The organism is Nocardiopsis sp. iso_25 (genome assembly GCF_056173305.1).
This window is the reverse complement of record NZ_CM149667.1, coordinates 5,927,801-5,951,968: the sequence shown is the minus strand read 5'-3', so window position 1 is coordinate 5,951,968 and position 24,168 is coordinate 5,927,801. Positions and strand designations below refer to the sequence as shown.

Annotated in this window: 24 protein-coding genes, 1 pseudogene and 1 CRISPR repeat array; of the genes and pseudogenes, 22 read left to right on the top strand and 3 right to left on the bottom strand. The window is 70.6% G+C overall.

Annotation, left to right across the window (positions count from 1 at the left end; genetic code table 11):
* The first annotated feature begins 191 nt into the window (after nt 1-191).
* The 13 genes from AC0VX6_RS25660 (at nt 192) to AC0VX6_RS25600 (ending at nt 11,672) form a co-directional block, all read left to right on the top strand.
* On the top strand, nt 192-776 hold the full coding sequence (locus AC0VX6_RS25660) for a hypothetical protein (RefSeq protein ID WP_475466466.1): 585 nt from the start codon (nt 192-194) through the stop codon (nt 774-776).
* Nucleotides 777-823: 47 nt separating this feature from the next.
* Nucleotides 824-1,441 carry an SAF domain-containing protein gene (locus AC0VX6_RS25655; protein WP_475466464.1) on the top strand — a complete coding sequence of 206 codons (618 nt, stop codon included), beginning with the start codon at nt 824-826 and terminating at the stop codon, nt 1,439-1,441.
* 30 nt (nt 1,442-1,471) lie between these two features.
* Nucleotides 1,472-2,305: a CpaE/TadZ family protein gene (locus tag AC0VX6_RS25650; RefSeq protein ID WP_475466462.1), complete on the top strand. Its 834-nt coding sequence runs from the start codon at nt 1,472-1,474 to the stop codon at nt 2,303-2,305.
* Complete coding sequence (locus AC0VX6_RS25645; protein WP_475466460.1) at nt 2,302-3,627, top strand: CpaF family protein; 1,326 nt, start codon at nt 2,302-2,304, stop codon at nt 3,625-3,627. Before AC0VX6_RS25650 ends, AC0VX6_RS25645 begins: the two co-directional genes overlap by 4 nt.
* Nucleotides 3,624-4,469, top strand: coding sequence for a type II secretion system F family protein (locus AC0VX6_RS25640; RefSeq protein WP_475466458.1), 846 nt, complete (start codon nt 3,624-3,626; stop codon nt 4,467-4,469). Before AC0VX6_RS25645 ends, AC0VX6_RS25640 begins: the two co-directional genes overlap by 4 nt.
* Nucleotides 4,466-5,407, top strand: coding sequence for a type II secretion system F family protein (locus tag AC0VX6_RS25635; protein WP_475466456.1), 942 nt, complete (start codon nt 4,466-4,468; stop codon nt 5,405-5,407). The genes AC0VX6_RS25640 and AC0VX6_RS25635 overlap by 4 nt, the downstream gene beginning before the upstream one ends.
* 184 nt (nt 5,408-5,591) lie before the next feature.
* On the top strand, nt 5,592-5,795 hold the full coding sequence (locus tag AC0VX6_RS25630) for a hypothetical protein (RefSeq protein WP_174546856.1): 204 nt from the start codon (nt 5,592-5,594) through the stop codon (nt 5,793-5,795).
* A 149-nt stretch (nt 5,796-5,944) separates the two neighbouring features.
* The gene (locus AC0VX6_RS25625) at nt 5,945-6,286 is read left to right on the top strand and encodes a TadE family protein (RefSeq protein ID WP_475469446.1); all 342 of its coding nucleotides are present in this window, start codon (nt 5,945-5,947) and stop codon (nt 6,284-6,286) included.
* Nucleotides 6,283-6,843 (top strand): TadE/TadG family type IV pilus assembly protein, encoded by a 561-nt coding sequence (locus tag AC0VX6_RS25620; RefSeq protein ID WP_475466454.1) that lies wholly within the window; start codon nt 6,283-6,285, stop codon nt 6,841-6,843. Before AC0VX6_RS25625 ends, AC0VX6_RS25620 begins: the two co-directional genes overlap by 4 nt.
* Complete coding sequence (locus AC0VX6_RS25615; RefSeq protein ID WP_475466452.1) at nt 6,843-7,268, top strand: pilus assembly protein TadG-related protein; 426 nt, start codon at nt 6,843-6,845, stop codon at nt 7,266-7,268. The genes AC0VX6_RS25620 and AC0VX6_RS25615 overlap by 1 nt, the downstream gene beginning before the upstream one ends.
* 34 nt (nt 7,269-7,302) lie before the next feature.
* A complete protein-coding gene (locus tag AC0VX6_RS25610; RefSeq protein ID WP_475466450.1) occupies nt 7,303-9,867 on the top strand; it encodes an OmpA family protein in 2,565 nt (854 codons plus the stop codon).
* A gap of 402 nt (nt 9,868-10,269) precedes the next feature.
* Nucleotides 10,270-10,647 carry a hypothetical protein gene (locus tag AC0VX6_RS25605; RefSeq protein ID WP_274973830.1) on the top strand — a complete coding sequence of 126 codons (378 nt, stop codon included), beginning with the start codon at nt 10,270-10,272 and terminating at the stop codon, nt 10,645-10,647.
* The gene (locus tag AC0VX6_RS25600; RefSeq protein ID WP_475469444.1) at nt 10,644-11,672 is read left to right on the top strand and encodes an IS3 family transposase; all 1,029 of its coding nucleotides are present in this window, start codon (nt 10,644-10,646) and stop codon (nt 11,670-11,672) included. Before AC0VX6_RS25605 ends, AC0VX6_RS25600 begins: the two co-directional genes overlap by 4 nt.
* 68 nt (nt 11,673-11,740) lie before the next feature.
* Nucleotides 11,741-12,684: a CRISPR direct-repeat array (repeat unit 29 nt; unit sequence GTGAGCCCCGCGCACGCGGGGATGGACCG).
* Between the two features lie 162 nt (nt 12,685-12,846).
* On the opposite strand, the gene AC0VX6_RS25595 is transcribed toward AC0VX6_RS25600, so the two are convergent.
* Nucleotides 12,847-13,161, bottom strand: a complete 315-nt coding sequence (locus tag AC0VX6_RS25595; RefSeq protein ID WP_475466448.1) for a hypothetical protein — start codon at nt 13,159-13,161, stop codon at nt 12,847-12,849.
* A 684-nt stretch (nt 13,162-13,845) separates the two neighbouring features.
* Between AC0VX6_RS25595 and AC0VX6_RS25590 the strand changes: the two genes are divergently transcribed.
* From AC0VX6_RS25590 to AC0VX6_RS25555, 8 genes and pseudogenes are all read left to right on the top strand, one after another.
* Nucleotides 13,846-14,580: a hypothetical protein gene (locus tag AC0VX6_RS25590; protein ID WP_475466446.1), complete on the top strand. Its 735-nt coding sequence runs from the start codon at nt 13,846-13,848 to the stop codon at nt 14,578-14,580.
* Between the two features lies 1 nt (nt 14,581).
* Complete coding sequence (locus tag AC0VX6_RS25585) at nt 14,582-14,959, top strand: zeta toxin family protein (RefSeq protein WP_475466444.1); 378 nt, start codon at nt 14,582-14,584, stop codon at nt 14,957-14,959.
* Nucleotides 14,956-15,213 (top strand): hypothetical protein, encoded by a 258-nt coding sequence (locus tag AC0VX6_RS25580; RefSeq protein ID WP_475466442.1) that lies wholly within the window; start codon nt 14,956-14,958, stop codon nt 15,211-15,213. The genes AC0VX6_RS25585 and AC0VX6_RS25580 overlap by 4 nt, the downstream gene beginning before the upstream one ends.
* Before the next feature lie 806 nt (nt 15,214-16,019).
* Nucleotides 16,020-16,427, top strand: coding sequence for an ArsR/SmtB family transcription factor (locus AC0VX6_RS25575; protein ID WP_475466440.1), 408 nt, complete (start codon nt 16,020-16,022; stop codon nt 16,425-16,427).
* Between the two features lies 1 nt (nt 16,428).
* Nucleotides 16,429-17,073: an SRPBCC domain-containing protein gene (locus AC0VX6_RS25570; RefSeq protein ID WP_475466438.1), complete on the top strand. Its 645-nt coding sequence runs from the start codon at nt 16,429-16,431 to the stop codon at nt 17,071-17,073.
* Between the two features lie 557 nt (nt 17,074-17,630).
* The gene (locus tag AC0VX6_RS25565; RefSeq protein ID WP_475466436.1) at nt 17,631-18,191 is read left to right on the top strand and encodes a hypothetical protein; all 561 of its coding nucleotides are present in this window, start codon (nt 17,631-17,633) and stop codon (nt 18,189-18,191) included.
* Between the two features lie 313 nt (nt 18,192-18,504).
* Nucleotides 18,505-19,195: pseudogene (locus AC0VX6_RS25560) on the top strand (IS5 family transposase).
* A gap of 57 nt (nt 19,196-19,252) precedes the next feature.
* The gene (locus AC0VX6_RS25555) at nt 19,253-19,675 is read left to right on the top strand and encodes a VOC family protein (protein WP_475466434.1); all 423 of its coding nucleotides are present in this window, start codon (nt 19,253-19,255) and stop codon (nt 19,673-19,675) included.
* Nucleotides 19,676-19,702: 27 nt separating this feature from the next.
* Here the strand turns inward: AC0VX6_RS25555 and AC0VX6_RS25550 are convergent, their stop codons facing one another.
* The gene (locus AC0VX6_RS25550) at nt 19,703-20,512 is read right to left on the bottom strand and encodes a VanZ family protein (RefSeq protein ID WP_475466432.1); all 810 of its coding nucleotides are present in this window, start codon (nt 20,510-20,512) and stop codon (nt 19,703-19,705) included.
* A gap of 521 nt (nt 20,513-21,033) precedes the next feature.
* Here AC0VX6_RS25550 and AC0VX6_RS25545 point away from each other — a divergent pair.
* Nucleotides 21,034-23,316: a S9 family peptidase gene (locus AC0VX6_RS25545; protein WP_475466430.1), complete on the top strand. Its 2,283-nt coding sequence runs from the start codon at nt 21,034-21,036 to the stop codon at nt 23,314-23,316.
* A gap of 105 nt (nt 23,317-23,421) precedes the next feature.
* Here the strand turns inward: AC0VX6_RS25545 and AC0VX6_RS25540 are convergent, their stop codons facing one another.
* Entirely contained in the window at nt 23,422-24,126 is a 705-nt protein-coding gene (locus tag AC0VX6_RS25540) for an AAA family ATPase (protein ID WP_475466428.1), read from the bottom strand.
* Nucleotides 24,127-24,168: the final 42 nt, after the last annotated feature.

Genomic DNA, 24,168 nt, shown 5'->3' with positions numbered 1-24,168 from the left:
CGAAGTCCGCTTTCGGCGTCATCGCTCTCGGCATGGCAGCCATGTCTCCAACGGTTCTGCCGCAGGGCGATCCGGATTTCAGGGGCACTGCGATCTGCGGAGAGGGCGGTTGCTCCGCCTTCGCCGAATCCGGGCAGCACAGTGGTGGCTCCTCAGGCGGCGCACCCCGACCCGACAGCGGCGGAACCGCCGTGCTCTCCGCCGAGGACCCGTGCGTGGAGATGGACCAGGCGGAACCGGGCTGGACCTGCGTCGCCTCGACCAGGTCCGGCCCGGGCGGCGGGGAAACCGTCAGCCCGCGCGAAGCCGCCGAGCAGGCGCGGGCCTCCATGAGTCTGCCCTCGCCCGCCCTGGCCTCCTCGCCTGCCGAGGACACGGTCGTGCACTTCCCGGTATGGCTGTGGGTGGACGGAGCCGACTGGGAACCGGTCAGCGCGACCGCCTCCGTCTCCGCGGGCTCGGTCACCGTGACCGCCGTGCCGCAGCAGCTCCGCTGGGACATGGGCGACGGAACGGTGCTCTACTGCGACGGGCCCGGGACCGTGTTCGACCCCGCGCGCCACGACTCCCAGAAGCCCTCGCCCGACTGCGGCCACGCCTACACCCGCACGTCCCGCAACCAGCCTGACAGCCGCTTCCCGGTCGCCGCCACGGTGTCCTGGACGGTGGAGTGGACCACCAGCGCGGGCGGCGGAGGCACCCTCGACCCGTTGACGACCAGCGCCTCCGACAGCGTCCGCGTGCGTGAGGTCCACGCGCTGGTCACCGACGGCTGAACACGGCAGGGACCTCGACGCACCAGGCAGGGACGGGAGCACAGGGCGTGACGACGTTGACCAAACCCCACTCAGGCGACCGGAAGACGGGGAAATCCCGGCTGTCCGCCGTCCGCCGCCGAGGCTGGAAGCGGCCCTTCGCCGGGGTCGCCGCCATGGTCCTGGGCGGCGTCGTCGCCGCCTGGGCCGCCACCCGCGAGGAGGAGCCCGCGACGGTCCTGGTCGCCGTCAACGACGTTGAGGCCGGTGACGGCCTCGACATCGCCGACCTGCGGGTCGTGTCCGCGTTCGGCGTGGAGGAGCTGGACCTGGTCACGGTTCCCGAGGCGCTGCGCGGACGGGCGGCGGCACCGATCCCGGCCGGAACCGTGCTCACCGGCCCGATGATCGCCGACACCTCCGCCTGGCCAGCGCCGGGGCAGGCGGTGGTCGCGGTGCAGACCACGCCGGGGATGCTGCCGGATTCCGCGGGCAAGGGCGCGCTGCTGCTGGTGATCGCCGAGGAGGGCGACCCCTTCCACGCCCGCCTGCACTCGTTGGGGGACGAGGAGGCACCCGCGGACGCGCGGGTCGTGGAGCTGCTGGTGGTGGACGAGGACGCGGCCGGGGTGGCGCGGGCCGTGGACGAGCCGGGCACGCGCCTGGTGCTCATGGCCGAGCCGTAGGACGACAGAGCAAGACACAAGGGGGAGAGCATGATCATCGCGGTGTGTTCGTTCTCGGGAGCTCCGGGGGTCACGACCCTGGCGACCGCGCTGGCGGCGGTGTGGCCCACGGGCCCGCTCACCGTTCCGGTACTGGTGGAGGCCGACGCCAGCGGCGGCGACCTGGCCGTGTGGCACCGGCTCGTCGGCCGACCCGGGCTGGTCTCGCTCGCGGCGTCGGTCCGGACCGCCTCCGACCCGAACCCGGACGGGGAGCAGGGGGCACGGCGCGCCCTGCTGGCGCACGCCGCCGAACTCCCCGGAGGGCTGCGGGCCCTGGCCGCGCCGACCACGGCGCACGAGGCCTCCGCCGTGGTGACCGCGCTCGCCCACCGCGCCCGCGTCCTGCGGGGCGGGCTGACCGTCCTGGACCTGGGCCGGGTGGCCCCGGGGAGCGCGGGCGCGCACCTGCTCACCCTGTCCGACGCCGTGGTGCTGACCGTCGCGGGCGACGACGCCGCGCAGATCCACCGCGTCTCGCGCTGCCGCGACGTCCTGGAGTCCCTGGCCGGCAAGGGCGCCGCGGTCGGCCTGGCGGTGCACGGCTCCCGCTTCTCCACCAGTGAGATCACCGCCCAGACCGGCTGCCGGGTGTGGGCCCAACTGCCGCACGACCCGACCGGCGCGGCGTTCCTGCGCGGAGAGGACTCCCGCCCGCGGAGCCTGCGCGAACGCGTGGCCGCCTGGTCGCACACCCGCCACAACCCCGACGGCGTCGAGTGGATGCCGCTGCTGGCCGCCGCCCGCGACCTGGCCGACCGGGTCGACGACCTGGTGGACGCCGCCGCGACCCTGCGCCGCTTCGAGGAGGCGTTCGCCGCGTGAGCGCCTCCGACGCCTCCCGCGTGGCCGCCCCGAGCGGCCAACGCGTCGCACCGCACCTGGCCGAGACCGCTGCCCGGCTGGCCGACCGCGTCACCGACACCCTGGTCCGCCAGGAAACCGACACCCCGGCGCGCAACGGCCACCGCGCCCGACGCGAACGCGCGGACGCGCTGCTCGCCGCCCTGCTGGAGGAGTACGCCTGCCGCGCCCTCACCGGAGCCGCCCGCGCCCTGACCGGCCCCGAGGAGGAATGGGTCCGCGCCCGCGCCCTGGCCCAGGTCTGCGGGCTCGGCCCCCTCGAACTCCTGCTCAGCGAACCCGGCGTGCGCGACATCCACATCAACGGCACCCGCGTCTGGGTCGACCTCGGCGACGGCCGCCGCGAGGAACGCGCGCCCGTCACCTCCACCGACGAGGAACTCGTCGCCCTCGTCCGGCGCCTGGCCGGACAGGCCCCCGGCGGAGAACGGCGCTTCGACGCCTCCGCGCCCCTGCTGAGCATGGAACTCACCGGCGGCGCACGCCTGTCCGCCGTCATGGGCGTCTCCCGGCGCCCGGCCGTCACCATCCGCCGCCACCCCGAACGCGAACTCACCCTGTCCGACCTCACCGCATCGGGCATGCTCACCCGCCCCGTCCGCTCCCTGCTCACCGCGGCCGTGCGCGCCCGGCTCAACCTCGTCATCGGCGGAGCCACCGGCTCGGGCAAGACCACACTGCTGCGCGCCCTGGCCCGCCACATCCCGCCAGCCGAACGCGTCATCACCATCGAGGACGCCTTCGAACTCAGGCTGGACGCCGACGAGGACCTCAACTGCCTCGCCCTCCAGGGCAGGCCGCCCAACACCGAGGGCGCCGGGGAGATCACCCTGGCCGACCTGGTCCGCCACGCGCTGCGCATGTCCCCGGACCGGGTCATCGTCGGCGAGACCCGCGGACAGGAGACCGTCGCCCTCCTACACGCCATGACCATGGGCACCGACGGTTCCATGGCCACCGTGCACGCCTCCTCCTCGGCGCAGATCCTCACCAAGCTCGCCACCTACGCCAACCAGGCCAGCGAACGCCTGACCCTGGAGGAGAGCGGCGTCCTCATCTCCTCCGCCGTCCACCTGGCCGTGCACATCGACACCGACGAGCACGGCGGCGGCCGCGTCAGCAGCATCCGCGAGATCGTCGGCGTCGACGGGCCCCGGGTGGTCACCAACGAGGTCTACGCCCGCGAACACGGCGGGTTCACCACCCCGCTGAGCCCGCAGTACACCCGCAAGCTCGCCCGCGTGGGCTTCGACCCGGCCAGCCTGTTCGAGGACGCGCGGTGACCACCGTCCTGGCCGCAAGCCTGGGCGGCGCCGCGGTCGGCCTGGGCCTGGTGCTGCTCTGGCCCGCGCTCACCGCCGCCCCCGGGCTCCTACGCTCGCGGGTCAGCGTGCGCCGCGACACCGTGTTCCGGGCGGCCGCCGCACTCGGCTCCGGCATGCTCGCCTGGGGCGTCACCGGCTGGCCCGTCGCCGCCGCCCTGGCCGCCGCTGCCGCCTGGTGGCTGCCCGCCGTCCTGGGACCCGACCGGGCCACCGCCGCCGAGATCGCCCGCATCGAGGCCGTCGCGGGCTGGACCGAACAGCTGCGCGACCTCATCACCGCCTCCTCCGGACTCCGCCAGGCCATCTGGACCTCCTGCGCCATCGCACCCGAGGCCGTGCGCGGCGACGTGCAGGGCCTGGCCGCGGACCTGACCGCGGGCAACGACCTGGAGGACGCCCTCACCGCCTTCGCCCACCGCGTCGACAACGAGACCGCCGACCTGGTGGCCGCCGCGCTGTCCATGGCCGCCCACCGCCACGCCGCCGACCTGGGCACACTGCTGGGCAGCCTGGCCGAAGCGGCGCGCGACCGCGCGTCCATGCTCGTGCGCACCTCCACCTCCCGGGCACGCACCCGCACCTCCGTCCGCATCATCACCGCCGCATCCCTCGCCATGGTCATCGGCATGGCCGCCCTCAACGGCCCCTACTTCGCCCCGCTCGGCTCGACCACCGGCCAACTCGTGCTCGCACTGGTCGGAACCGTGTGGGCGGCGGCGCTGTGGTGGCTGACCCGCCTGTCCGCCCCGCCGCGCACCGAACGCGTGCTGTCGGCCCACGATCAGGAGGAGCGTGTATGAGCGTGTTCGCGGCGGCCCTGGGCGGGGCCGCGGTGGGAGCCGGACTGTGGTGGACGGCGCGGGTGCTGAGCCGACCCGACCTGGCCGACCTCCTCCCGCCGCCGGGCCTGGAACAGGAAGGGGTGCAGAGACGGGAACGGGGACACGCGTGGGGGCGGGCGGAGCAGAGGAGGGGAACAGGGGCCACCGGGATCGCGGGCGCCGCCGCGAACGCGGCGCGGGCCGGAGGGGGAGTGCTGGCCCGGTTCGGCTGGCCCGGCCCCCGAACCCGGCGCGACCTGGCCGTGTGCGGCATCGACACCGACCGCCACCGCGCCGAGATGACCGTGTCCGCGTTCGCCGGAGCCACCCTGTTCCTGTCCCTGCTGGCCACCGCCGTGCCGCCCGCGTCACCGATACCGCTCACCGCCGCACTGGGGCTCGGCACGTCCTGCCTGGGGCTGTGCCTGGTCGCGCCTGGACTCGTGCTCCGCCACAGGGCGGCCCGGAGCCGCGCCCGGCTGGGCGCGGTCACCTCGGTCATCGCCGACCTCGTCGGGGTCGCCCTGGCCGGAGGATCGGGGGTCACCGGAGCGCTCGCCTCCGCCACCCGGCGCGGGAACGGACCGGCCTTCGACCTGATCCGGCGCTGCCTGCACGAGGCCAACCTGCGCACCCGACCACCCTGGGACGCCCTGTCCGACCTCGCGGAGCGGACCGGCACGCGCGAACTGGACGAACTCGCCTCCTCCATCCGCATCGCCGGAACCGACGGCGCCCGGGTGCGCGCCTCGGTTCGTGCCAAGGCCGCCGCCCTGCGCACCCACCGTCTCGCCGCCCTGGAAGCGCAGGCACACGAAGCCACCGAGCGGATGGCCCTGCCGGTCATGCTGCTGGTACTCGGCTTCCTGCTGCTCATGGGCTACTCCGCCGTCACGCACGTGACCAGCGGGTTCTGACCAAAGATCCGATATCCCAGACGCGTCCGCCGTTCGCCGTCCGCCGTCCGCCGTCCACTGTCCGCCGTCCGCTTTCAGCGGGTGCCAGTCACCGACCACCGAACGCCAGCCACCCGCCAGCGGCCGCCACCGGTACACAGACACCGGCCCGAAGGCACCGGCCACCGAGAAAAGGGGCAACCACATGCGCCAGGCCCTGCGCCGCGCCCTCACCGCACTCGTCCTCGGCACGCGCCGCCACGGCAGCGCAGCAGATCGGGGATCGACCACCACCGAGTACGTGCTCATGCTCGTCGTCGCCATCGGCATCGCCACGGCGGTCGGCGGCATCCTCACCCCGAGGATCATCGAGAGCGCCCAGTCCGTCGACCTGGGCGTCACACCGTGAGGAACCGGCCGAGGCGGGGCGGCAGTGGCGGTCGGGGTTGCTCGGACGCCTGGAATTACTGGGGCGTTCGGAGCGGTCGGGACCACTGGGAACTCAGGAACCGCAGGGGCGTCCGGGCAGGCGGGGACGACAGAGGCGGCGCGGACACCCTGTTCGTCATCCCGCTGATGTTCCTGATGCTGCTGGGCATCCTGCAGTACGGCCTCTGGACGCACGCCCACCACCGTGCCCAGGCCGTGGCCACCGAGGCGCTCGCCGCGGCACGGGCCTTCGGCAGCAGCGCCGGAGAGGGACGAGCGCGAGGACACGCCCTGGCCGAGGACCTGGGCGGCACCATCCTGCGGGACGTCCAAGTCCGGGTGGAACGGGGCGACACCACCACCAGCACCAGCGTGGACGGCACCGCGATCAGCCTGGTCCCCGGCTGGAACCCGTCCGTCAGCACGACCCTGTCCGGACCCACGGAGCACGTCGACGGAGCGGCCCGGTGACAGCGCCTCGTGAGCGGATCCGGGACCGGGATTCGAGGCGGCAGCGAAACCCGGTCCGAGACCCGGGGTGGGAGCAGGAGCAGGAATGGGGTCTGAAGCGGGAGCAGAACCGGAGGCGGGAGCGGGCCCGGGATCGGGGTCTGAAGCGGGAGCGGGACCGGGGGAGTGCGTCGGTCGAACTGGTCCTCATCGTCCCCGTCGTACTGGCCTTTCTCCTCCTGCTCGCCCTGACTGGCCGCAACTACACCGCGGCGCTGGCAGCTGACGCCCTCGCCCACGCCGCCGCCCGCTCCGCCTCCCTGCACACCGACCGGAACGAGGCCCGAAACGCCGCTGAGCAGGCCGTCGCCGCGAGCGTGGGCGGCTGGGGACGCGCCTGCCAGGAACCCGCCGTGCGGTTGCGGCCGACCACCGAAGGGAACCTACGCGCGATGCGGGCCGAGGTCGAATGCACCGTGCACCGCGACGACCTGCGGATCCTGGAGGTCAGCGAACGGCGCACCGTCACCGGGTCGGCCGTCTCCGTCCTGGACGTCCACCGAGAGCAGGAGCCCTGATGGGCGGAGGCAGCCCGAGCGCGTTCGTCGTCGCCATCGCCGCGACCCTCCTGGCCTGCCTCGGCCTGGTCCACGACGGCGCCCAGATGCTCCGCGCCAAGACCCGGACCACCACCCTCGCCCACGAGGCCGCCCGGGCCGGAGCCCAGCACCTGGACGCTGACCTGCTGCGAACCGGCACCCTCGCCCTCGACCGCGACGAGGCGCGCAGCGCGGCCCGGGACCACGCCCGGCTCGCGGGCGCGGGTACGGGGGCGAACGCGCAGGCGGGCACGAACGCGGCCGCGGCCGTGGACGTGGTTGTCAGCGCTGACGAGGTCACGGTCACCGTCACGACCACCTACCGCCCGACCGTGCTCGCGGTGCTCGGAGAGGTCGAGATCGCCTCCCGCGCCACCGCGACCGCACACACCCCGACCCCCTGAGACGCCGAGGGACAACGCTGGAAGAGGGGACGACATGCACCACCCGGTTCGCAAGGCTCTGGCCTGCGCGATCACACTCGCCCTGCTGATCGCACCGCCCGTCCTGCTCCAGCGCTGGCAGTGGCCCGCACAGCTCGACGGGATGTCCTGGGACCACCTGTGGCTGACACTGATCAGCGCGACGCCGCCCACCGTGGTCCTCCAAGCACTGACACTCGTGCTGCTCTGGACGCTGTGGGGCACCTTCGCCGGGCTGGTGCTCCTGGACACGGCGGCCCTCCTGCGCGGGCAGGTGCCCAGGATCGGACTGCTGCGCCTGGCGGTGACCGGGGTCGCTGGAACCTCGGTCGCCGTGTCCGCGCCCGCCGTCGCCTCGGTGGCACCGGCTGACAGCGCGCTGACAACCGGCGAACAGGACGCGCGCGGCGAGGAACCGGCGCACACGCTGGGACGCACCCGGATGCTGGCGGGCTTCGGGACCGACTCCGCCCAGCTCACACCCACCATGACGGAGGAACTGCTGCCCACCGTCGAACTCCTCCAGCTCTTCGGAGACCCAGGGGAACCGGTCACCGTCACCGGGCACACCGACATGAACGGCCCCGACGCGTACAACCGCGCGCTGTCCGAACTCCGGGCCGAGTCCGTCGCCGCCTTCCTGACCGGACAACTGGGGGAGGGGTGGACCATCACGACCGAAGGCGCGGGTTCCGGGCAGCCACGCAACCATCCCGATCTGGGCCAGGCCGCGGACCGGCGCGCGGAGATCGCGTACACGCTGACCACTCAGCCCCGCGCGGCTGCTGACAGCTCGGCGGAGCAGGGCGAACGGGAGCCGAGCCCGCCCCCGGAACAGGAACAGGAGAGGGGCCGCGAGGGCAGGGACCCCGAGAGTGGGGACTCCGAGAGCAGGGGGCGCGAGAGCGAAGCGGCGGACGACCTGGCTGACAGCGCGCTCACGTCCGGCGAAGGGGAGGACGCGGGGTTCTCCGGTACGAGCATGCTCGTCGGGGCCGCCGCGGGTGCGGTCGCCGGAGCGGTCGGCGGACGGCTCACCGCACCTCGACGCCGTGGGATAGGTCGGGGTGAGGCTGGTCCGCTGGCGGGTGGGGAGACAGCCGCACCTGAGCCTGAGCCCGAAGAGGTTTCCGGAGTCGAGGTCCTCCGGAGCGCCGGTACGGAACTGGTCTCGGCAGGGGGATATCTGAGGGTCGCCGACGACCTGGCTGTCAGCGCACGCGACGGGCTCAGCGTGGCCGGAACCCACGGGGCGGAAGTGTGCGCCTCCGTCATCGGCCGCGCTCTGGCGGACGAGCACACCACGGTCATCACCACCCAGGACGTTCTGGCGCGGGCGGGAGCGCCGGAGGGCGTGGATGTCCCCAGTCTGGTGGTGTGCCCGGACACCGCGTCGGCGATCACCGAGACCGAACTGGCCTACATCAGTGCCGTGCGCCTGGAGGACGAGGAGGAAGCCGCTGACGCTCCCTCGTGGACGCTGCTCGTGGTGGAGCCTCCCGAGGAGGGGTGGGTCAGTGACCGGCTGGACATGGTGACCAGGGGCTCGACCGACAGCGGCACCGTTGTCCTGGTTCTGGGGGAGGGGCGGTCCTCGCCCACGGTCCGCTGCGTCGCCCTCGACACGGTGGAGGTCACCGACGCGGACGGGGCAGGGACCACCGTGTACGACGGCCTTCGCCTGTTGCACATGGACGCGGCTGCTTTCTCGGTGTGTCTCGGCACTGACACGGAGGGGCTGCCGGTAGCTGAGGAGGCTGAGGAAGAAGAGGAGGACGCTTCCTGCTCCCCGGCCGTGGAGGAACCCGAACTTTCCGAGGAGGGGGAGGAAGGGGAGGAGCCGGTGAAGCCGCGGCTGCGGCTGTGCCTGTTCGGACCTCAACCCAGGATCGTGCTGGACGACGCCGATGTCGGGGCACGCATGCGTGGTGCCACGCGCCGTATGCTCGCCCTCCTGGCGCTTCATCCGAACGGGATGGGCACCGAGGCGCTCACCGACGCCCTGTTCTCCCACTCCGCTGAGAGCAAGGCCCGAGGCCTTCGCAACACCGCGTCCAGCGACGCGCGCCGCGTGATCCGCGAGGCGTTGGGGGACGGCGAGGCCGAGATCCTGGAGGTCACCTCGGGCCGGTACCGGATTCTCCGCGAAGCCGTTGAAGTGGACGTGTGGAGCTTCGACGCCGCGCTCAAGGCCGCGAGCGCGACCCGGGACGCGGAACAGCGTCTGGCGTATCTGCGGACCGCGGCGGCGGAGTACACGCACGAGCTGCTGTCCGAGGTGGAGTTGCCCTGGATCGAGGAGAAGCGCCAGGCCTACCGTCGAGCCGCTGCCGACTGCTTCGTCAGCCTCGCCAAGGCCAGTGAGGGGCCGGAGCAGGGGCTGGTCTGGCTGGAGCGGGCGAGGGAGTCCGACGGCCTGAACGAGGCCGTCTACCAGGAGGTCATGCGGACCCAGGCGGCTTTGGGGCGGTTGGACGCGGTCGAGCGTGCCTACCAGGAGCTCAGCGAGCGGCTCAAGGCCATGCGCGCTCGTCCCAGTGTCACTACAAGCAGGCTCTTTCAGGAGCTACTCGGTCGCTGAGGTTGCGTTGGCTGGGATGCTGGTGGAGCTGGGAGCTGGGAGCTGGGAGCTGGGAGCTGGGAGCTGGCTGTGTGAGTATGGACGCGGAACGGGCGTCGGAGAGGTTTTAAGCAAGCTCTCCGCATAGATTGCGAAGAGATAACGGCCCGCGTTTTCGCAGGTCGTTAAGCGTGAGCCCCGCGCACGCGGGGATGGACCGCCGACGACGCGTTGCGGCGCCCGCATCGTCGTGTGAGCCCCGCGCACGCGGGGATGGACCGCACCTGGTCGTGCACCTGTCCCACTCGGGGCGGTGAGCCCCGCGCACGCGGGGATGGACCGGCCCCTCTCTGTCAGATTGGGATGAAACATCACTTCATGTCCGTTTAGGCAGGCAGAGACCAACAGGGGAGCATCACCCGTATGACCAGCCAGAACACCAACCCCGCAGCCAAACCCCAACGCCGGACCTTCTCCGCCCAGTACAAGCTGCGCATCATCGCCGAGCACGACGCGTGCGCCACCGGAGCCGAACGCGCCGCCCTGCTGCGCCGTGAACGCCTCTACCACTCCCACATCATCGAGTGGCGCAACGCCCGCGACGCCGGCGCCCTGGAAAACCTCACCGACAGGCGCACCTCACCCACACGGGCCAAGAAGCACCCCGCCCAAGCCGAGGCCGAACGGCTGCGCACCCGGGTCGCCAAACTGGAGAAGGACGTGGCCGAACGCGACCACGCCCTGGAGGTCATGGGAAAAGCCTCCGCGCTCTTGCAGGCACTCTCCAAGAGCGCGGACTGAACGAGCACCTCGAACCCGTCCTGCACCAGGCGGTCCAAGACCTGCGCCCCCACACCGGCATCGTCAGGGCCTGCCAGCTCCTGGGGCGCTCCCGCGCCACCCACCACCGCCGCCTCAACCCGCCCGAGCCCAAGAAACCAGCCCCGCGCACACCACCGCCCTCAACCCTGACCAGTGCCGAGCGCGCCGCGGTCCTGGAGCTGATGAACAGCCCCGCCTACGCCGAGTTACCACCCGCCCAGATTTGGGCCCGCGAACTCGACGAGGGCCGCTACCACTGCTCGGTCTCCACCATGTACCGGATCCTGCGCGAACACGGCCAGACGGGCGAGCGCCGCCGCACGGCCACCCACCCGCCCAAGACGGTCCCCGAGTTGCGGGCGGACGGGCCCGGGCAGGTCTTCACCTGGGACATCACCCGCCTCAAAGGACCTGGGCGGGGCGCGTACTTCCACGCCTACGTCATCATCGACATCTACTCGCGCTACGTGGCCGCGCACACCGTGGAGCGAGCCGAGTCCGGCAAGCGGGCCGCGGAGCTGATCGCGGATCTGGCCAAGGCCAGCAGCATCGCCCCGGCAGTGCTGCACGCTGACCGGGGTGCGGCGATGACCTCCAAGGAGGTCTCCCAACTGTTGTTGGACCTGGGCATCGAGCGCTCGCACTCTCGCCCCAAGCAGTCCAACGACAACCCATACTCAGAAGCGCAGTTCAAAACCCTCAAGTACACGTCGGACTACCCGGACCGGTTCGCTTCCCTGGCACACGCCCGCCAGTGGTTGGACGGGTTCATGGCCTACTACAACCACGAGCACCGCCATTCAGGGATCGGTTACCACACCCCGGCCTCGGTGCACTTCGGTACGGCCGCTCAGGTCCGCGACCAGCGGGCCGCCACCCTGGCCCAGGCCTATGCCGCCCGTCCGGAGCGGTTCTCGCGTCCACCGCGACCGCCCCAGGTTCCCGAGACCGTGTGGATCAACGATCCAGCCCACCGCCGGGACCACACGCCACAGAACGTTTGACCAGGTCACCGTCTCATTTGACTTGACAAGTTCCGGGCCGGAGCGCCGATCTGGGAGGGCGCTGCGGGGTGAGCCCCGCGCACGCGGGGATGGACCGTACCGCAACTGATCGTTGAGGCCTTGGGTCAGGTGAGCCCCGCGCACGCGGGGATGGACCGTTCGACTCCGCCTCGGTCGCACCGACGTGCGCGTGAGCCCCGCGCACGCGGGGATGGACCGTCCCGCCCGACGAGGACACCCGCACCCGCGTAGTGAGCCCCGCGCACGCGGGGATGGACCGACCGGTCTGCCCTCCGCGGTCATCGGTCATTTGTGAGCCCCGCGCACGCGGGGATGGACCGTGCGTAGTGGTGCGCATGGTGGAGTGCGTAGTGTGAGCCCCGCGCACGCGGGGATGGACCGTCCTCGGAGATGACCCGAGCGGTCGCCGATCTGTGAGCCCCGCGCACGCGGGGATGGACCGGGCTTACTACATCCCTTGCACGGTTCATCCCTGTGAGCCCCGCGCACGCGGGGATGGACCGACGCACACCTGGACCGACGTCGCGCCCACGCGGTGAGCCCCGCGCACGCGGGGATGGACCGCTGCGGGAGTCGAGGAGGGTGTCGACGTCCGCGTGAGCCCCGCGCACGCGGGGATGGACCGGACACGCCCATCACGCAGGAGGACACCGGAACGTGAGCCCCGCGCACGCGGGGATGGACCTGCGGACACAGTGCCTCCAGGGGTGTTCGTGCTGTGAGCCCCGCGCACGCGGGGATGGACCGTTGACCAAGGCCAAGACCACCGCCAGGGCCGCGTGAGCCCCGCGCACGCGGGGATGGACCGCCCCACACCGACGACGCGATCATGCAGCACCTGTGAGCCCCGCGCACGCGGGGATGGACCGGTTCCCCTGCGCCAGGTCGACGCGCTCGCCGCGTGAGCCCCGCGCACGCGGGGATGGACCGGCGTGCTCAGCGGTGTGGATCTCGAAGGTCTGGTGAGCCCCGCGCACGCGGGGATGGACCCGAGGCCCAGCGCGTCGGAGAGCTGGGGCGCGCGGTGAGCCCCGCGCACGCGGGTCACCGCCTCGAACAGCACCCGTTCCCGAGACCGACCGCGCACACTCCCTTGCCAGAGAACCCGAGACGGCCCGGCCCCTGGGAATCAGGCCGCTGGTCTGCGGTCACGTCAGCCTTGATTGTCGCGCCAACCGCGGCACGGCTTACCGTTGTGGTCGTGCTTCAGGGGGCGAAACGTCGCTGACTGCTTCACCCACTGTGTGCAAGCCAGGCACCGCATCTTGCCGCCGCGCCGGTTCTTGGACTCGCGGATGGTCTGGCCGCTCGGCACAGCCCCCTCAGGCGAAGAGCCCCGGCATTCCAACAAGGCATAGGAAAACAACGACCAGACACTCGTCTCGTTGATGTAGTGCTTCTTCCGTTGGCCGTCCGCGCGCGAGCCGATCCTGCGCTCGCAGTACGGGCACACTCCGAGTGCAACCATCGTTCCTCTCCCCCGGTCAACCGCTGATCATGGCCAGCAGGAACACCAAACAGATGATGATGGCGGCCGTCCACGGCCAGTCCGAGTACTGGCCCTTGAAGTTGCGCGGCAACAGACGCCTCCGAGCGCTGAGGGGAGGAAGACGTGACCTGAATACCACCCGACGGTGACACTCCGCAGCGTTTTGCCACAGAAGGTCACCGACCTCTCGCGTTGTTCCCACAACGTCCTGTCCTCGCAGCTGGGAAACGGGGGGGCGCTCCCAGTCAAGGATCCCTTGTGTCCGCGTCTGCCGCCTTGCTGCGCGCCGTCTCGTTCGCGCTCACCCTCACCATTCCCACTGACAGCGATCCTTTGGGCATCGCCCAGAAAGTCGCCGACGCCGCCCAGGAGTTCCAGCGCCGTTCGAGAGCGGCGAGTGCTGCAGGCCACGGCCGAGTTGGGGATCTCGCGTGAGCAGATCGGAGCGCTGCCCGAGTGGGCGTTGGACCCGGCCGCGCGTCGGGCGATGCAGGCGTCCCGGGGCGGTTCCACCGGCGGCGGGGGTCAGTGTCGGAGCGGGACCCTGTCCGCGGCGGCTGGGGATCCGAAGGACCGGAGTTGGACTGAATCTCCCCTCGATAAAAAGTGTACGCGCGCCTACACTTTTTTGTGTAGGGATAGGGACACGCAAGAGGAGGTGGGATGAACGCCCGCGAGACGGCCGTGCAGTACCTTCCGTCGGACCAGGTCCGCGACACCCTGGGCAGCCGCATGGCGTGGGTACGAGACACAGGCGGCATCCTCATTGTCACCGCGGACGGGGCCCCTGACGGGGCGCTGGTGCCGCCCGGACTACTGAACGCAGCCGGTCTGGCCCTGGTGAGCGAGCAGGGAGTCCGTGCTGCCCGCGCCCAGTGGGGGGCGATTCGTGCCCGCGCCGCCGCCGAGGGCCCACAGGGGCTGACACTCCACAAGAGCCTGCTGGCAGTACTGGTGGACCAACCCACAGTCACCGCCCTCACAAAGGGCGTTCCAATGCTGGCCTTTTCGGAGCTGACCGTGACAGGCGCCGGGGTGGTGCTCAGCGACGGTGAGCCCGTCACCCCAGGTACCTACGCTTTGCGCGACGGCAAGGTCGTGCACATCGACTCCCCCGCAGAGAGGAAGTGGGACATGAGTCTGCACGAGGACATGCTGGACGACGAGAACACCCCGGACACGGTGATCCGCAACATTCTGGACGACACCGCCGCGCATGTGGCGGGAGCGCTGATGCGTCGGGCCCGCAACACGCAGGACCCGATGGTCAAGGAGGAGGCCACCGGCCGGATGCGGCAGGTGTGGCGGCTGACCACGGCCTCGCACATGGAGCGCACGGAGATGGTCGATCACATCAGGGAGCTGCGCCAGCAGATGACCGACCTGGACGAGGCTTGACATGGCCGACCCCAGCGACTTCGAGGTCGATCGTGACGAGCTCGCCGACATCTTCACCACCGCGATCCGCGACCTGGTGTTCGAGAACGCGGTCCCCTACCCGCCCGGCCAGCGGCCGGTCATGGTGCAGCTCGGCGGCCAGCTCGCTGCGGGCAAGCCCACGGCCATGGCCGATATCCAGTCCCGCTACGGCGTCCACGTGGTCGAACTCAAGTCCGATACGTTCCGGCCGTATCCGCCGCCTGCCCGTGCTGGCCTGGAGCTAACTGATGAGGGCATCGCTTTGGCCGATGGCGTGCCGGTGGTGCCCGGTGACTACGCAGTACAGAACGGGCAGGTTTTGCACATTCACGCCCCCAACAAAAGGAGAGCACAGTGAACGACACTACTCTGTTCGACCCCGAGACTCCGGACGAGGTCATCCGGGAGGCGCTGGCTGGAACCGCCAACCGTGTGGTGGCCGCCTACATGCGCGCAGCCCAAGCTGCCTCCACGGCCCAGGAGAAGGAGGAGGCCAAAGCTCGCATGAAGGAGTACTGGGCGATTAAGAACGATCTGGACATGCCGCGCCAGCAAATGATCGAGACCATTGTGTGCATGTGGGACGTGCTCACCAACGTGGAAGAGAACTGAGGCAGTGCCTGAGCCCTATGAGGCAAGACCGGAGAAGCTCCGCGAGATCTTCGATGAGTACATCAAGGACCTGGTCTTCGGCGACACCCAACCGGCGCCGCCTGGACAGCGCCCGGTGATGGTGCACTGGGAGGGCAGCTCGCGGCTGGCAAGTCCCACGCTCTCAAGGGCGTCATCAACCGTCACCGGGGTCAAGTCGCCCTGGTCAGCCCGGACGACTTCCGCGCATAACACCCCAAGTACACCGAGACCATGCGCGAGCGCCCCCAGGAAATGATGGTGCTGACTGCCCAGGCGATGTACGCCTGGTCAGACATGGTGCGCGAGCACGCTCACGCCCCTGGCCTCGGAATGGTCACTGAGTCGACCTTCCGCAGGGCCGAGGACCTCCTGCGGTACTCCGAAGAGATGGCCGCACCGGTACCGGACCTACACCTGAGTTCGACACTGAGGTGCCCCGTGTCCAGTGGTGGGCAAGCGCATGTGCCGGTACGCGAGGTGCCAGGGGCCGCCAAGTTGGCGCGGCCGATCGGCCGCCGCACGACGCTTCTCGGGGCCGACTCGCCCCATGGTGTCCTTCACCGCCTACGCGCCGGGGTTGTAGCTGTGGCAACGCTCGGAGGGCGAGAGGGCGACGCCTTGAGGCGCTACGGGGATCGTGTCAATGCGGGCAGAGGCAGCCCTGGGCTTCGCCGGAAGTCCCCGTTCCCCTTCTTGTCCTGCCCTGCCCGTCCCCTGCCAAGCCGAACGCGCGCAAAGACGCCAGTTCTGGCTTATATAAGCGGAGACTGTTATGATCTCTGATCGTGCACACGTTCGACATCCTCGGTGACCCGGTGCGCCGACGCATCCTGGAACTGCTCGCAGACGGCGAGCAGACCTCTGGCGCGATCACGGACGTGATCCGGGCCGAGTTCGGACTCTCCCAGCCGGGTGTTTCACAGCATCTGCGCGTGCTGCGTGACAGCGGGATCGCGTCGGTGCGGGCTGAGGGCGCTCGCCGGTTCTACTCCGTCGACCCCGCGCCGCTGCGCGAGGTCGACGCGTGGTTGGACCGGTTCCGCCAGCTGTGGGACCAACGCCTCGACGCTCTGGAGACCGAGCTGGCCCGGGGTCGGCGTGCAGCTCGGAACTCGACCGATGAGACGTTCAGCCCGTCCGCCGAGCACAGCACCGATACGGACAAGACCGATTCCTCAGCGAAGGGCGCATGACATGAAAGACGTATTGGATGAACTGGCCGCTGCCCGTCGGGCGATGGGCAAGGGCAGCCTGCCCGCCGGAGAGGCCTACACCATCGAGTTGCGGCGCCGATACCGAGCGCAGATCGACGACGTCTGGGATGCCGTTACCAACCCCGAGCGGCTGCAACGCTGGTTGAAACCGGTCACCGGGGACCTGCGGCTCGGCGGGAGGTTCGAGCTGGACGGAGGTGAGCACGGCGAGATCCTCCAGTGCGAGCCACCGCGTCTGCTCAAAGTGACCTGGCTCTACGGGCCGGATGCCGACGCATGGCCCGGCACGAGCGAGGTGCAGCTGCGCCTGGCCCCGGGCCCGAACGGCGACACCGAATTCGAGCTCATCCACGCGGCGGTGGTCGAGGAACCCCTCTTCCCGACTTACGGCCCCGGTGCCGGGGGCGTCGGCTGGGACCTGCGTCTGCTCGCCCTGACCCAGCTGTTGGCCGGCGACGAGCCCGCCGACCACGAGGAAGTCGAGAAGTCGCACGAAGGGCGCGAGTTCGTCCGGCGCAGCGCCGCTGCCTGGGGCGAGGCTCACCTGGCCGCCGGTGGCGAACCGGAGCACGTCGCGGCCGCGGTCGAGGCCACCACCAGGTTCTACGCACCCGACCCGTCCTGACTTCCCCGCTGCGGTAGGTCGACCGGAGTCGAACTCCTCCTTCGACATCGTGCCCCTGTGAGCCCCGCGCACGCGGGGATGGACCGCTGCCCAGTCGCCGGAGCGACCTTCAGGTGTCGTGAGTACCGCCATGCAAAGGTCAAATGGCGGTACGGAATTCGCCTGCTTTCTTGGCCGAGCCTGTTCGCCAGGGTGTTCGTCTAAGCGTGCGAACAGGGTGAATGGCACTGACAGGGCAGGTCAGAGTGGGTGCAGGGTGTTCGTTCTGACGCCCCGACTTATAGCGTCTTGCTACTCATTCACCGGGGTGGGGGAGGGCCGGGGGCGAGAGGTTCTCACCGCTCGGGTGTCCAACCCGGTGGGTGCGGGTGGCTTCTTTGGAGGGTGAAGGGGACTTCATCCGAGGAAGGGGCGTACCCATGTGGGCGTGGGACGAGGACAACGGCTGGTGCCGGGGCGGGGAACGCTGGTGCACCGCGAAGGCGGGTCACGGCCAGGGCCGGTGCCGTCGGGTGAAGGAGCCCGTGGTGCCGGTGGCGGGCCAGCGGGAGCGTCAGATGTTGCTGACCGACCTGCGGGCGCTGGTGGCCTACCTGGAAGCCCACCCGCAGCTGCCGGTGGGGGAGATGACCCGCGTGGAGATCACCTACTTCCCCGAGGGGTGCGACGGCCACCAGCGGGACCAGGTCGTGCGCCTGGCCGAGGCGCTCGGGACGCGGTCGCGGTGGGAGGGGGAGCACTTCGCGTGCGGCAAGTGGTTCGGGCAGGCCGGATACCGCGTGGTGTCCATCCCCGAGCGTGCGAGGAAGGGCGAGCTGGCCGCGGTGGTCCCGTTGGGAGGTTCCGGGCGGGGCGTGAGCTGGCTCGGTCTCAGGTCGGCCCTGGCGCGTTCCGGGGCCGTTCGTCGTGTCCGGGGAATCGTCCGCAGGGTGCGTGAAACCGGTGGCGGAGTCGTACGCCGAGGCCGTGCGCCGGTTCCCCACCGGACACCTGTTGACCGCCATTCGGCCCTCTCCGGGCTCCGGGCACGCGGAGGCGGAGCCGACCGGCCGGGGTCACGGGGTACGGGACATCACGCGTTCGATCTGGGCGGGTGGTGGTTCTTCCGCAGTGCGTAGGGAACCGCGGGCGTCCGGGCCGGAAGCGAAGGGGCCGTTCGTCGTGTCCGGGGGATGTCCACAGGGTGCGTGGAACCGGCGGCGGAGTCGTATACCGACGCCGTGCGCCGGTTCCCCCCGCCGGACACCTGTTGACCGTCACCCGGCCCGCTCCGGACTCCGCGCCCGCGACGTCCCTAACACCGGGCGGACGCCGCGATCGACACCACATCATCGGCTGGTCCCGGACAGCCCGCGCCGGACGCAAAGGTACCGACACCGTCCTAGGCGTAATGACTTGAGATGTTGATCAAGGTCGCGAAACGATTTTGGGATGGCCCGTGGCAACCTGACAGACGAACAGTGGGTGCGGCTGGAACGACTGTTGCCGCCGATTCCGAAGATGGGACGGCCGCCACGGGACCGGCGGCACATCTTCGATGGGATCTGATGGCGCGCTCGCACTGGCTCGTCCTGGCGGACATACCTGAGCGGTACGGCCGGTGGGAGACCGCCTACACGCTCTTTCGTCGCTGGCAGATCGACGGCACCTGGGCTAGGGGCTTGAGGAAGTTGCAGGTCAAAGTCGATGCTGCCGGACACGTCGAGTGGGAGGTGTCGGTCGATTCCACGATCAGCCGAGCCCACCAGCACGCCGCCGGGGCTCGTAAAAGGGGGCTGCCAACCCAGGCCGGGCGAGTCCAGGCGGGCTGGCGGCCGAGCCGGACGATCACGTCCTGGCCGACCGCGCCTACTCCTCTCGGAAGATCCGCGAGTACCTGCGCCGCTGGCAGATCCCTCACACCATTCCGGAGAAGCGCGACCAGGTCGGCCACCGCCGAGGCCGAGGTTCGGCCGGCGGCCGCCCACCCGGCTTCGACCGTGAGAAATACAAGGCCGGACACGAAGTCGAGTGCCGGATCGGCCTCCTCAAGCAGGCACGAGGAGTCGCGACACGCTACGAGAAACTTGCCGTCCGCTACGAAACCACGATCCAACTCACCTTGATACGCCAGGCGCTGTGACCACATCTCAATCGCGCCCCAGGCGCCCTCCAGCGGCTGCACTACAGTTGGCCCACCATGACCGATCTTTTTGGAATCAACCATCTGACGCTGTCCACGACCGACCTCGACCGGCTCGTGGCGTACTACACGGAGTTGCTCGGAGCAGCGCTCGCATTCGAGCGCGCCGCAACCCCTTCTGATCCTCGGATCGCAGTCATCGACGTCGGCGGGGATGACCACCTGATGATCGTCGAAATCGCTACTGCCCCCACCACTGATCTCGACCCCCTCAGCAAGGCGGGATGGGGGCTGCGCGTGGGAACACACGCGCAGCTGTGTGAGGTCCGCGAACGAATCCTGGGCGCCGGGTGGCCGGTCGGACAGATCGAGACACTACCCACGCAGTGGACGATGACAGTTCGCGATCCCGATGGACGCCCTGTGGACGTTCGAGCCCATCGCACACGCACCGCATTGCAGCCACCAACCCCTGGCTAACGGCTATCCCAACTTTCAAAACACGCCCTAGCTGCTGGTGAGCGTGCGTGGTCCGGTCCCTGCCCACTTCCGTGCCGCAGCCATTGTGAGAGTGGCAAGCAGCACGCCGACAAAAGCACCCGTGGTGTTGACCAGGACATCCGCGACGTCGGCGCTTCTTCCCGCGGCCAGGGCCCACTGGACGCACTCGATGGTCACGGAAAGCCCAGAACCAAAGAACGTCCGAGCTGCCCAGGACGTGAAAGTGTGGAAGGCCAGAACCCCGATGGGAATGAAGAGGAGAAGGTTCATGACCTTTTCCTCGACGATCAGCCCGGAATACTCCCGGGGCTGGCCAGTGGTGGCGATGCCGTCCGCCATCTCCCGGAGGGCAACGGTTTCATCCGCTCCCGAGACCTCTCCGCCTGCTTGGTCTGTCACGGTGATAGTTCCGTCACTTTCCTCGTGGAGGAAAAAATCGTGAGGCTGGAACCGCAGTTCTGCTTGCCTTTCCTCTTCTGTGAGTTCATGCGGACTGTAGAAGGCGCTTTGCCCGTTGCTCAGGATCGAAGCATACGTCTCCTCCGGAATGGACTGCTGCTGAATCTCATGAAAAGAAGAAAGAGGATCCCATTCGACGTTGCGGTCGGCGGTGTTTATCTGGGTCCAGTGCAGGAGCGGCGCCGCGAGGACGAACAGGTACAAGCAGGTCGCCACTGCGGTCAGGGCGCGCACCTTCGAGCGCGCATCTCCTTTCCCCCGGGCGAGGGAGAGGGAGATGAGGAACGAGCAGATCGCGATGAGAAAGACCGAAACCGCGACGGTGGTCGGATTGACATGGAGGAGAACGGTCCACATTTCTTTCCTGCCGAGTCTTTCGTCGGTTGTGTGGGGGCAGCGAGTGAAGCTCAAACCCGGTGCGGGCCAGGAAGGACCATGAGCGCCGGTCCTCCGCGCAGACTCGGTCGATGCCTCGCCCCGCCGTGTCGGCGACCTCCGCCGGGTGGTCACCGGCCGTGTCGGCCGACTCCCGGGGCCTGACGGACGACCTCGGACAGCGCCGGAGGACCTCCGTCGCCCTTTGCCGGTGTACTCGGTCCGCCCCCTAGGAACCCCCGCCCGGGACGACGACCGGTGTCCAGGAGGGGTGGTCCGGTTCGTACTCGTCCTCGGTGGGCTAGTGCGCGTCAACGCGGGGTCGGTGACGGCGTCAGTGACCTCGGACCGCCTACGAAGCTACTCCCGGATCACCTAGCCCCTCGCAGCGGCTCCGGGCGAAGCGGGCCTCGACGAGGTGTCGGTCACCCGTCCCTTGAGTCCGACGCGACGTCACACTGTTGAGTGGGCGGCGCCAAGCACCACGAGCGGAAGGCCTCCCCGTGAACGAACCGGCTGAACGAACGCGCCTCGACGCCGCCGACTACGCCCGCGCCGAGCAGATGCTCGCACCGCACAGAGCCCGCCTCATACCGCAGGCCGCCGTCGCACCGCAGTGGTCGAGCGACGGCGCCCGGTTCTGGTACCGCTCGGGGACACGGCACATCGTGGTCGACCCGGCGGCGGGCACCAGACGCGACGCGTTCGACCACGAACGTCTGGCGGCGGCGCTGTCACAGGGCTCCGGACACGCGGTCGAGGCCGACGCCCTGCCGCTGGCGTCCCTCGACTTCGAGCCCCCGGGCGGCGGAGCCGACGCGATCCGCTTCTCGGCGTTCGGCACCCGGTGGGAGTGGTCGGACCGTGCCTCGTCCTGCACCCGGATCGACGACGACCACCCCGCGGGGCCGGGCGAGGTCGCCTCACCGGACGGGGCGTGGGTGGCGTTCCGCTGCGGGGGCGACGTGTGGGTGCGCAGCCGCGACGGCAGGCAGGAGTTCGCGCTCACCGAGGACGCGGAGCCGGACTGGGACTACGGCGGCCTGCCCGACGCCGCCACGAAGGTGTCGCTGCCCCTGCAGGGCCTGGATGCGCCGCTCGTGGCCGAGTGGTCGCCGGACTCCACCCGGCTGCTCACCCACCGGATCGATCAGCGGGGGCTGCCCGAACAGGTGCTGGTGGAGTCGTCCCCGCCCGGGGGCGGGCGGCCGGTGGCACACCGCATCCGCTACCCCATGCCCGACGACGAGGCCCAGGCGACGGTGTCATGGTGCGTGCTCGACGTCGGTACCCGGCAGGTCGTCGGCGAACAGGGCGACCCGGAGGTCCTCTCGGTCCACAACCTGACGCGACGGTGGTGGACGGGACAGCGGGGCAGCGCGATCCACGTCCTGCACCAGTCGAGGGACGGACGCACCCTGGAACTACGCCGTCTCGACCCGCTCACCGGGGCGCGGACGACGCTGGTCACCGAGACCGACCGCACCCGGGTCGACCCCTCGCCCTACCTCCACCTCCCTCCGGTGACACGTGTGCTGGACTCCGGGGAGATCCTGTGGTGGTCCCAGCGCGACGGTTGGGGCCACCTCTACCTCTACTCCGCCGACGGCGGCCGGGTCGAGCGGGTCACCGAGGGTCCGTGGCTGGTCCACCGGGTGCTGTGGGTCGACGAGGACCGCCGCCAGGTGTGGTTCGTCGCCTGCGGACTCCACGCCGACGACCCCTACGTGCGACAGATCTGCCGCGTGGGCCTCGACGGCAGCGGGTTCGAGCGGCTCACCGACGACGACCTCGACCACGACGCGGTCAGCCCTGCGCAGGGCGGCTACCTCCTCGACCGGGCCTCGGACGTGGCCACGCCGCCGCGGGCACGGGTGCTCGACGGCGACGGACTGCCCCTGGTCGAACTCGAAGCCCCGGACACCGCTCCGCTCCAAGCGGCGGGCTGGAGCCCGCCCGAGCGGTTCCGCGTCCTCGCCGCCGACGGGCGCACCCCGATCCACGGCGTGCTGTGGCGCCCGCACGGCTTCGACCCGGCCAGGCGCTACCCCGTCGTCGACCACTGCTACCCCGGACCCAACACGCACCGGGCGTCGCCGGCGTTCGGGAACCTGTTCACCGGGGAGCCCGAGGCACTGGCCGCGCTCGGGTTCGCCGTGGTCGCGATCGACGGCCGGGGCACCCCGCTGCGCGGCAAGGCGTTCCTGGACCACTCCTACACGGGGGACCTGGGCATGTCGGCGGCGCTGGCCGACCACGTCGCCGCCATCCGCGAACTGGGGCGCCGCCACCCCTGGTTGGACACCGGACGAGTGGCCATGACCGGCGATTCGGGGGGCGGTTTCGCCACGGCCCGTGCCCTGCTCACCCATCCGGAGTTCTACACCGTGGGCGTCGCGCGGACCGGAGCCCACGACTTCTCGGTCTACCTGCCGTTCTGGACCGAACAGTTCTGCGGCGAGCCCAGCGCGGAGAACCGCCGGGCCATGGTCAACACGCACCTGGCCGACAACCTGCGCGGCAAGCTCCTACTGATCGACGGCGAGCTCGACGACAACGTGCTGCACTACCAGAGCCTGCGCCTCGTCGACGCGCTCATCGACGCCGACGCCGATGTCGACATGCTCCTCGTGCCCGGCGTCGACCACAGCCTCATCGGCCGCTACCACTACATCACGCGGCGGACCTGGGACTACCTGGTGCGCCACCTGCACGGCACCGAGCCCCCGCGCTACCGCATCGCTCCGCTCCCGCCGATGCCGGAGTGGGCCGTCGTCCCGTCCTGAGGACACGGCGGTAGGGTCCCCCGAGTCGCAGCGGGTTCGGGACCGCTCCCGGGCAGCGGACCGCTGCCCGGAGGCGGGCCGGTCAGCGGCGCAGACCGGCCGGGGTCACGGGGTAGCGGACATCACGCGTTCGATCCGGGCGGGTGGTGGTTCCTCCGCGGTGCGCAGGGCACCGAGGGCGTCCGGGCCGGAACCGAAGCGGATCCAGGCCAGATCCCGCGCCCGGTGCCGGTCGATCGCGAGCAGGCTGCGCGCGCCCGGCGCGAACGCCTTCGGCCCGCGCCGGGTGGCCGCGCGCAGCCGCCGCCAGCGCCGCGAGTGCGTCCGGTGGCTGCGCGCGGTCACCCGCCGACCCCGGGCGGCCTGCCCGCTCCGGGCCTCCTGCGGGGTGGCGTCGATCATCAGCACGTGGACCTCGTACCGGCGCAGTCGGCAGAGCAGGGCGAGCAGCACGCGGACCGAGCGCCGGGTTCCGCACTCGTGCACCACCACGGGGCCGCCGCTCAGCGCCACGGCCACCCGGGCCAGGTGCAGTACGTGCACCACCCAGCGCCACAGCGGGTAGGGGACGCGACCGAGCAGCGCCCCGAGCCGGTAGCGCGACTGCAGCGAGTCGATCACCCGCACACCGTCCGCGGCGACCACGGTCCGGTCCTCGTCCCCGCGCAGACCGAACAGCCGCCGCAGCAGCGTGCTCTTGCCGGCGCCGGGCACTCCGGTGACCACCACCAGGGACCGCCGGGGGTAGACCGCCCCGCGCACCCTCGCGTCGTTCACCGAGGGCGCGTACCGCACCAGACCCTGGGACATCTTCGGTAGCTCCTCAAAAGCCGACCTGGGCGCCGGTGGGGT

Bases quoted from the DNA above. Each gene is read 5' to 3' on its own strand.
- AC0VX6_RS25650 (WP_475466462.1), top strand. From the start codon at position 1,472: ATGATCATCGCGGTGTGTTCGTTCTCGGGAGCTCCGGGGGTCACGACC.
- AC0VX6_RS25635 (WP_475466456.1), top strand. From the start codon at position 4,466: ATGAGCGTGTTCGCGGCGGCCCTGGGCGGGGCCGCGGTGGGAGCCGGA.
- AC0VX6_RS25630 (WP_174546856.1), top strand. From the start codon at position 5,592: ATGCGCCAGGCCCTGCGCCGCGCCCTCACCGCACTCGTCCTCGGCACG.
- AC0VX6_RS25615 (WP_475466452.1), top strand. From the start codon at position 6,843: ATGGGCGGAGGCAGCCCGAGCGCGTTCGTCGTCGCCATCGCCGCGACC.
- AC0VX6_RS25610 (WP_475466450.1), top strand. From the start codon at position 7,303: ATGCACCACCCGGTTCGCAAGGCTCTGGCCTGCGCGATCACACTCGCC.
- AC0VX6_RS25605 (WP_274973830.1), top strand. From the start codon at position 10,270: ATGACCAGCCAGAACACCAACCCCGCAGCCAAACCCCAACGCCGGACC.
- AC0VX6_RS25595 (WP_475466448.1), bottom strand. From the start codon at position 13,161: ATGGTTGCACTCGGAGTGTGCCCGTACTGCGAGCGCAGGATCGGCTCG.
- AC0VX6_RS25590 (WP_475466446.1), top strand. From the start codon at position 13,846: ATGAACGCCCGCGAGACGGCCGTGCAGTACCTTCCGTCGGACCAGGTC.
- AC0VX6_RS25585 (WP_475466444.1), top strand. From the start codon at position 14,582: ATGGCCGACCCCAGCGACTTCGAGGTCGATCGTGACGAGCTCGCCGAC.
- AC0VX6_RS25570 (WP_475466438.1), top strand. From the start codon at position 16,429: ATGAAAGACGTATTGGATGAACTGGCCGCTGCCCGTCGGGCGATGGGC.
- AC0VX6_RS25565 (WP_475466436.1), top strand. From the start codon at position 17,631: ATGTTGCTGACCGACCTGCGGGCGCTGGTGGCCTACCTGGAAGCCCAC.
- AC0VX6_RS25555 (WP_475466434.1), top strand. From the start codon at position 19,253: ATGACCGATCTTTTTGGAATCAACCATCTGACGCTGTCCACGACCGAC.
- AC0VX6_RS25550 (WP_475466432.1), bottom strand. From the start codon at position 20,512: ATGTGGACCGTTCTCCTCCATGTCAATCCGACCACCGTCGCGGTTTCG.
- AC0VX6_RS25540 (WP_475466428.1), bottom strand. From the start codon at position 24,126: ATGTCCCAGGGTCTGGTGCGGTACGCGCCCTCGGTGAACGACGCGAGG.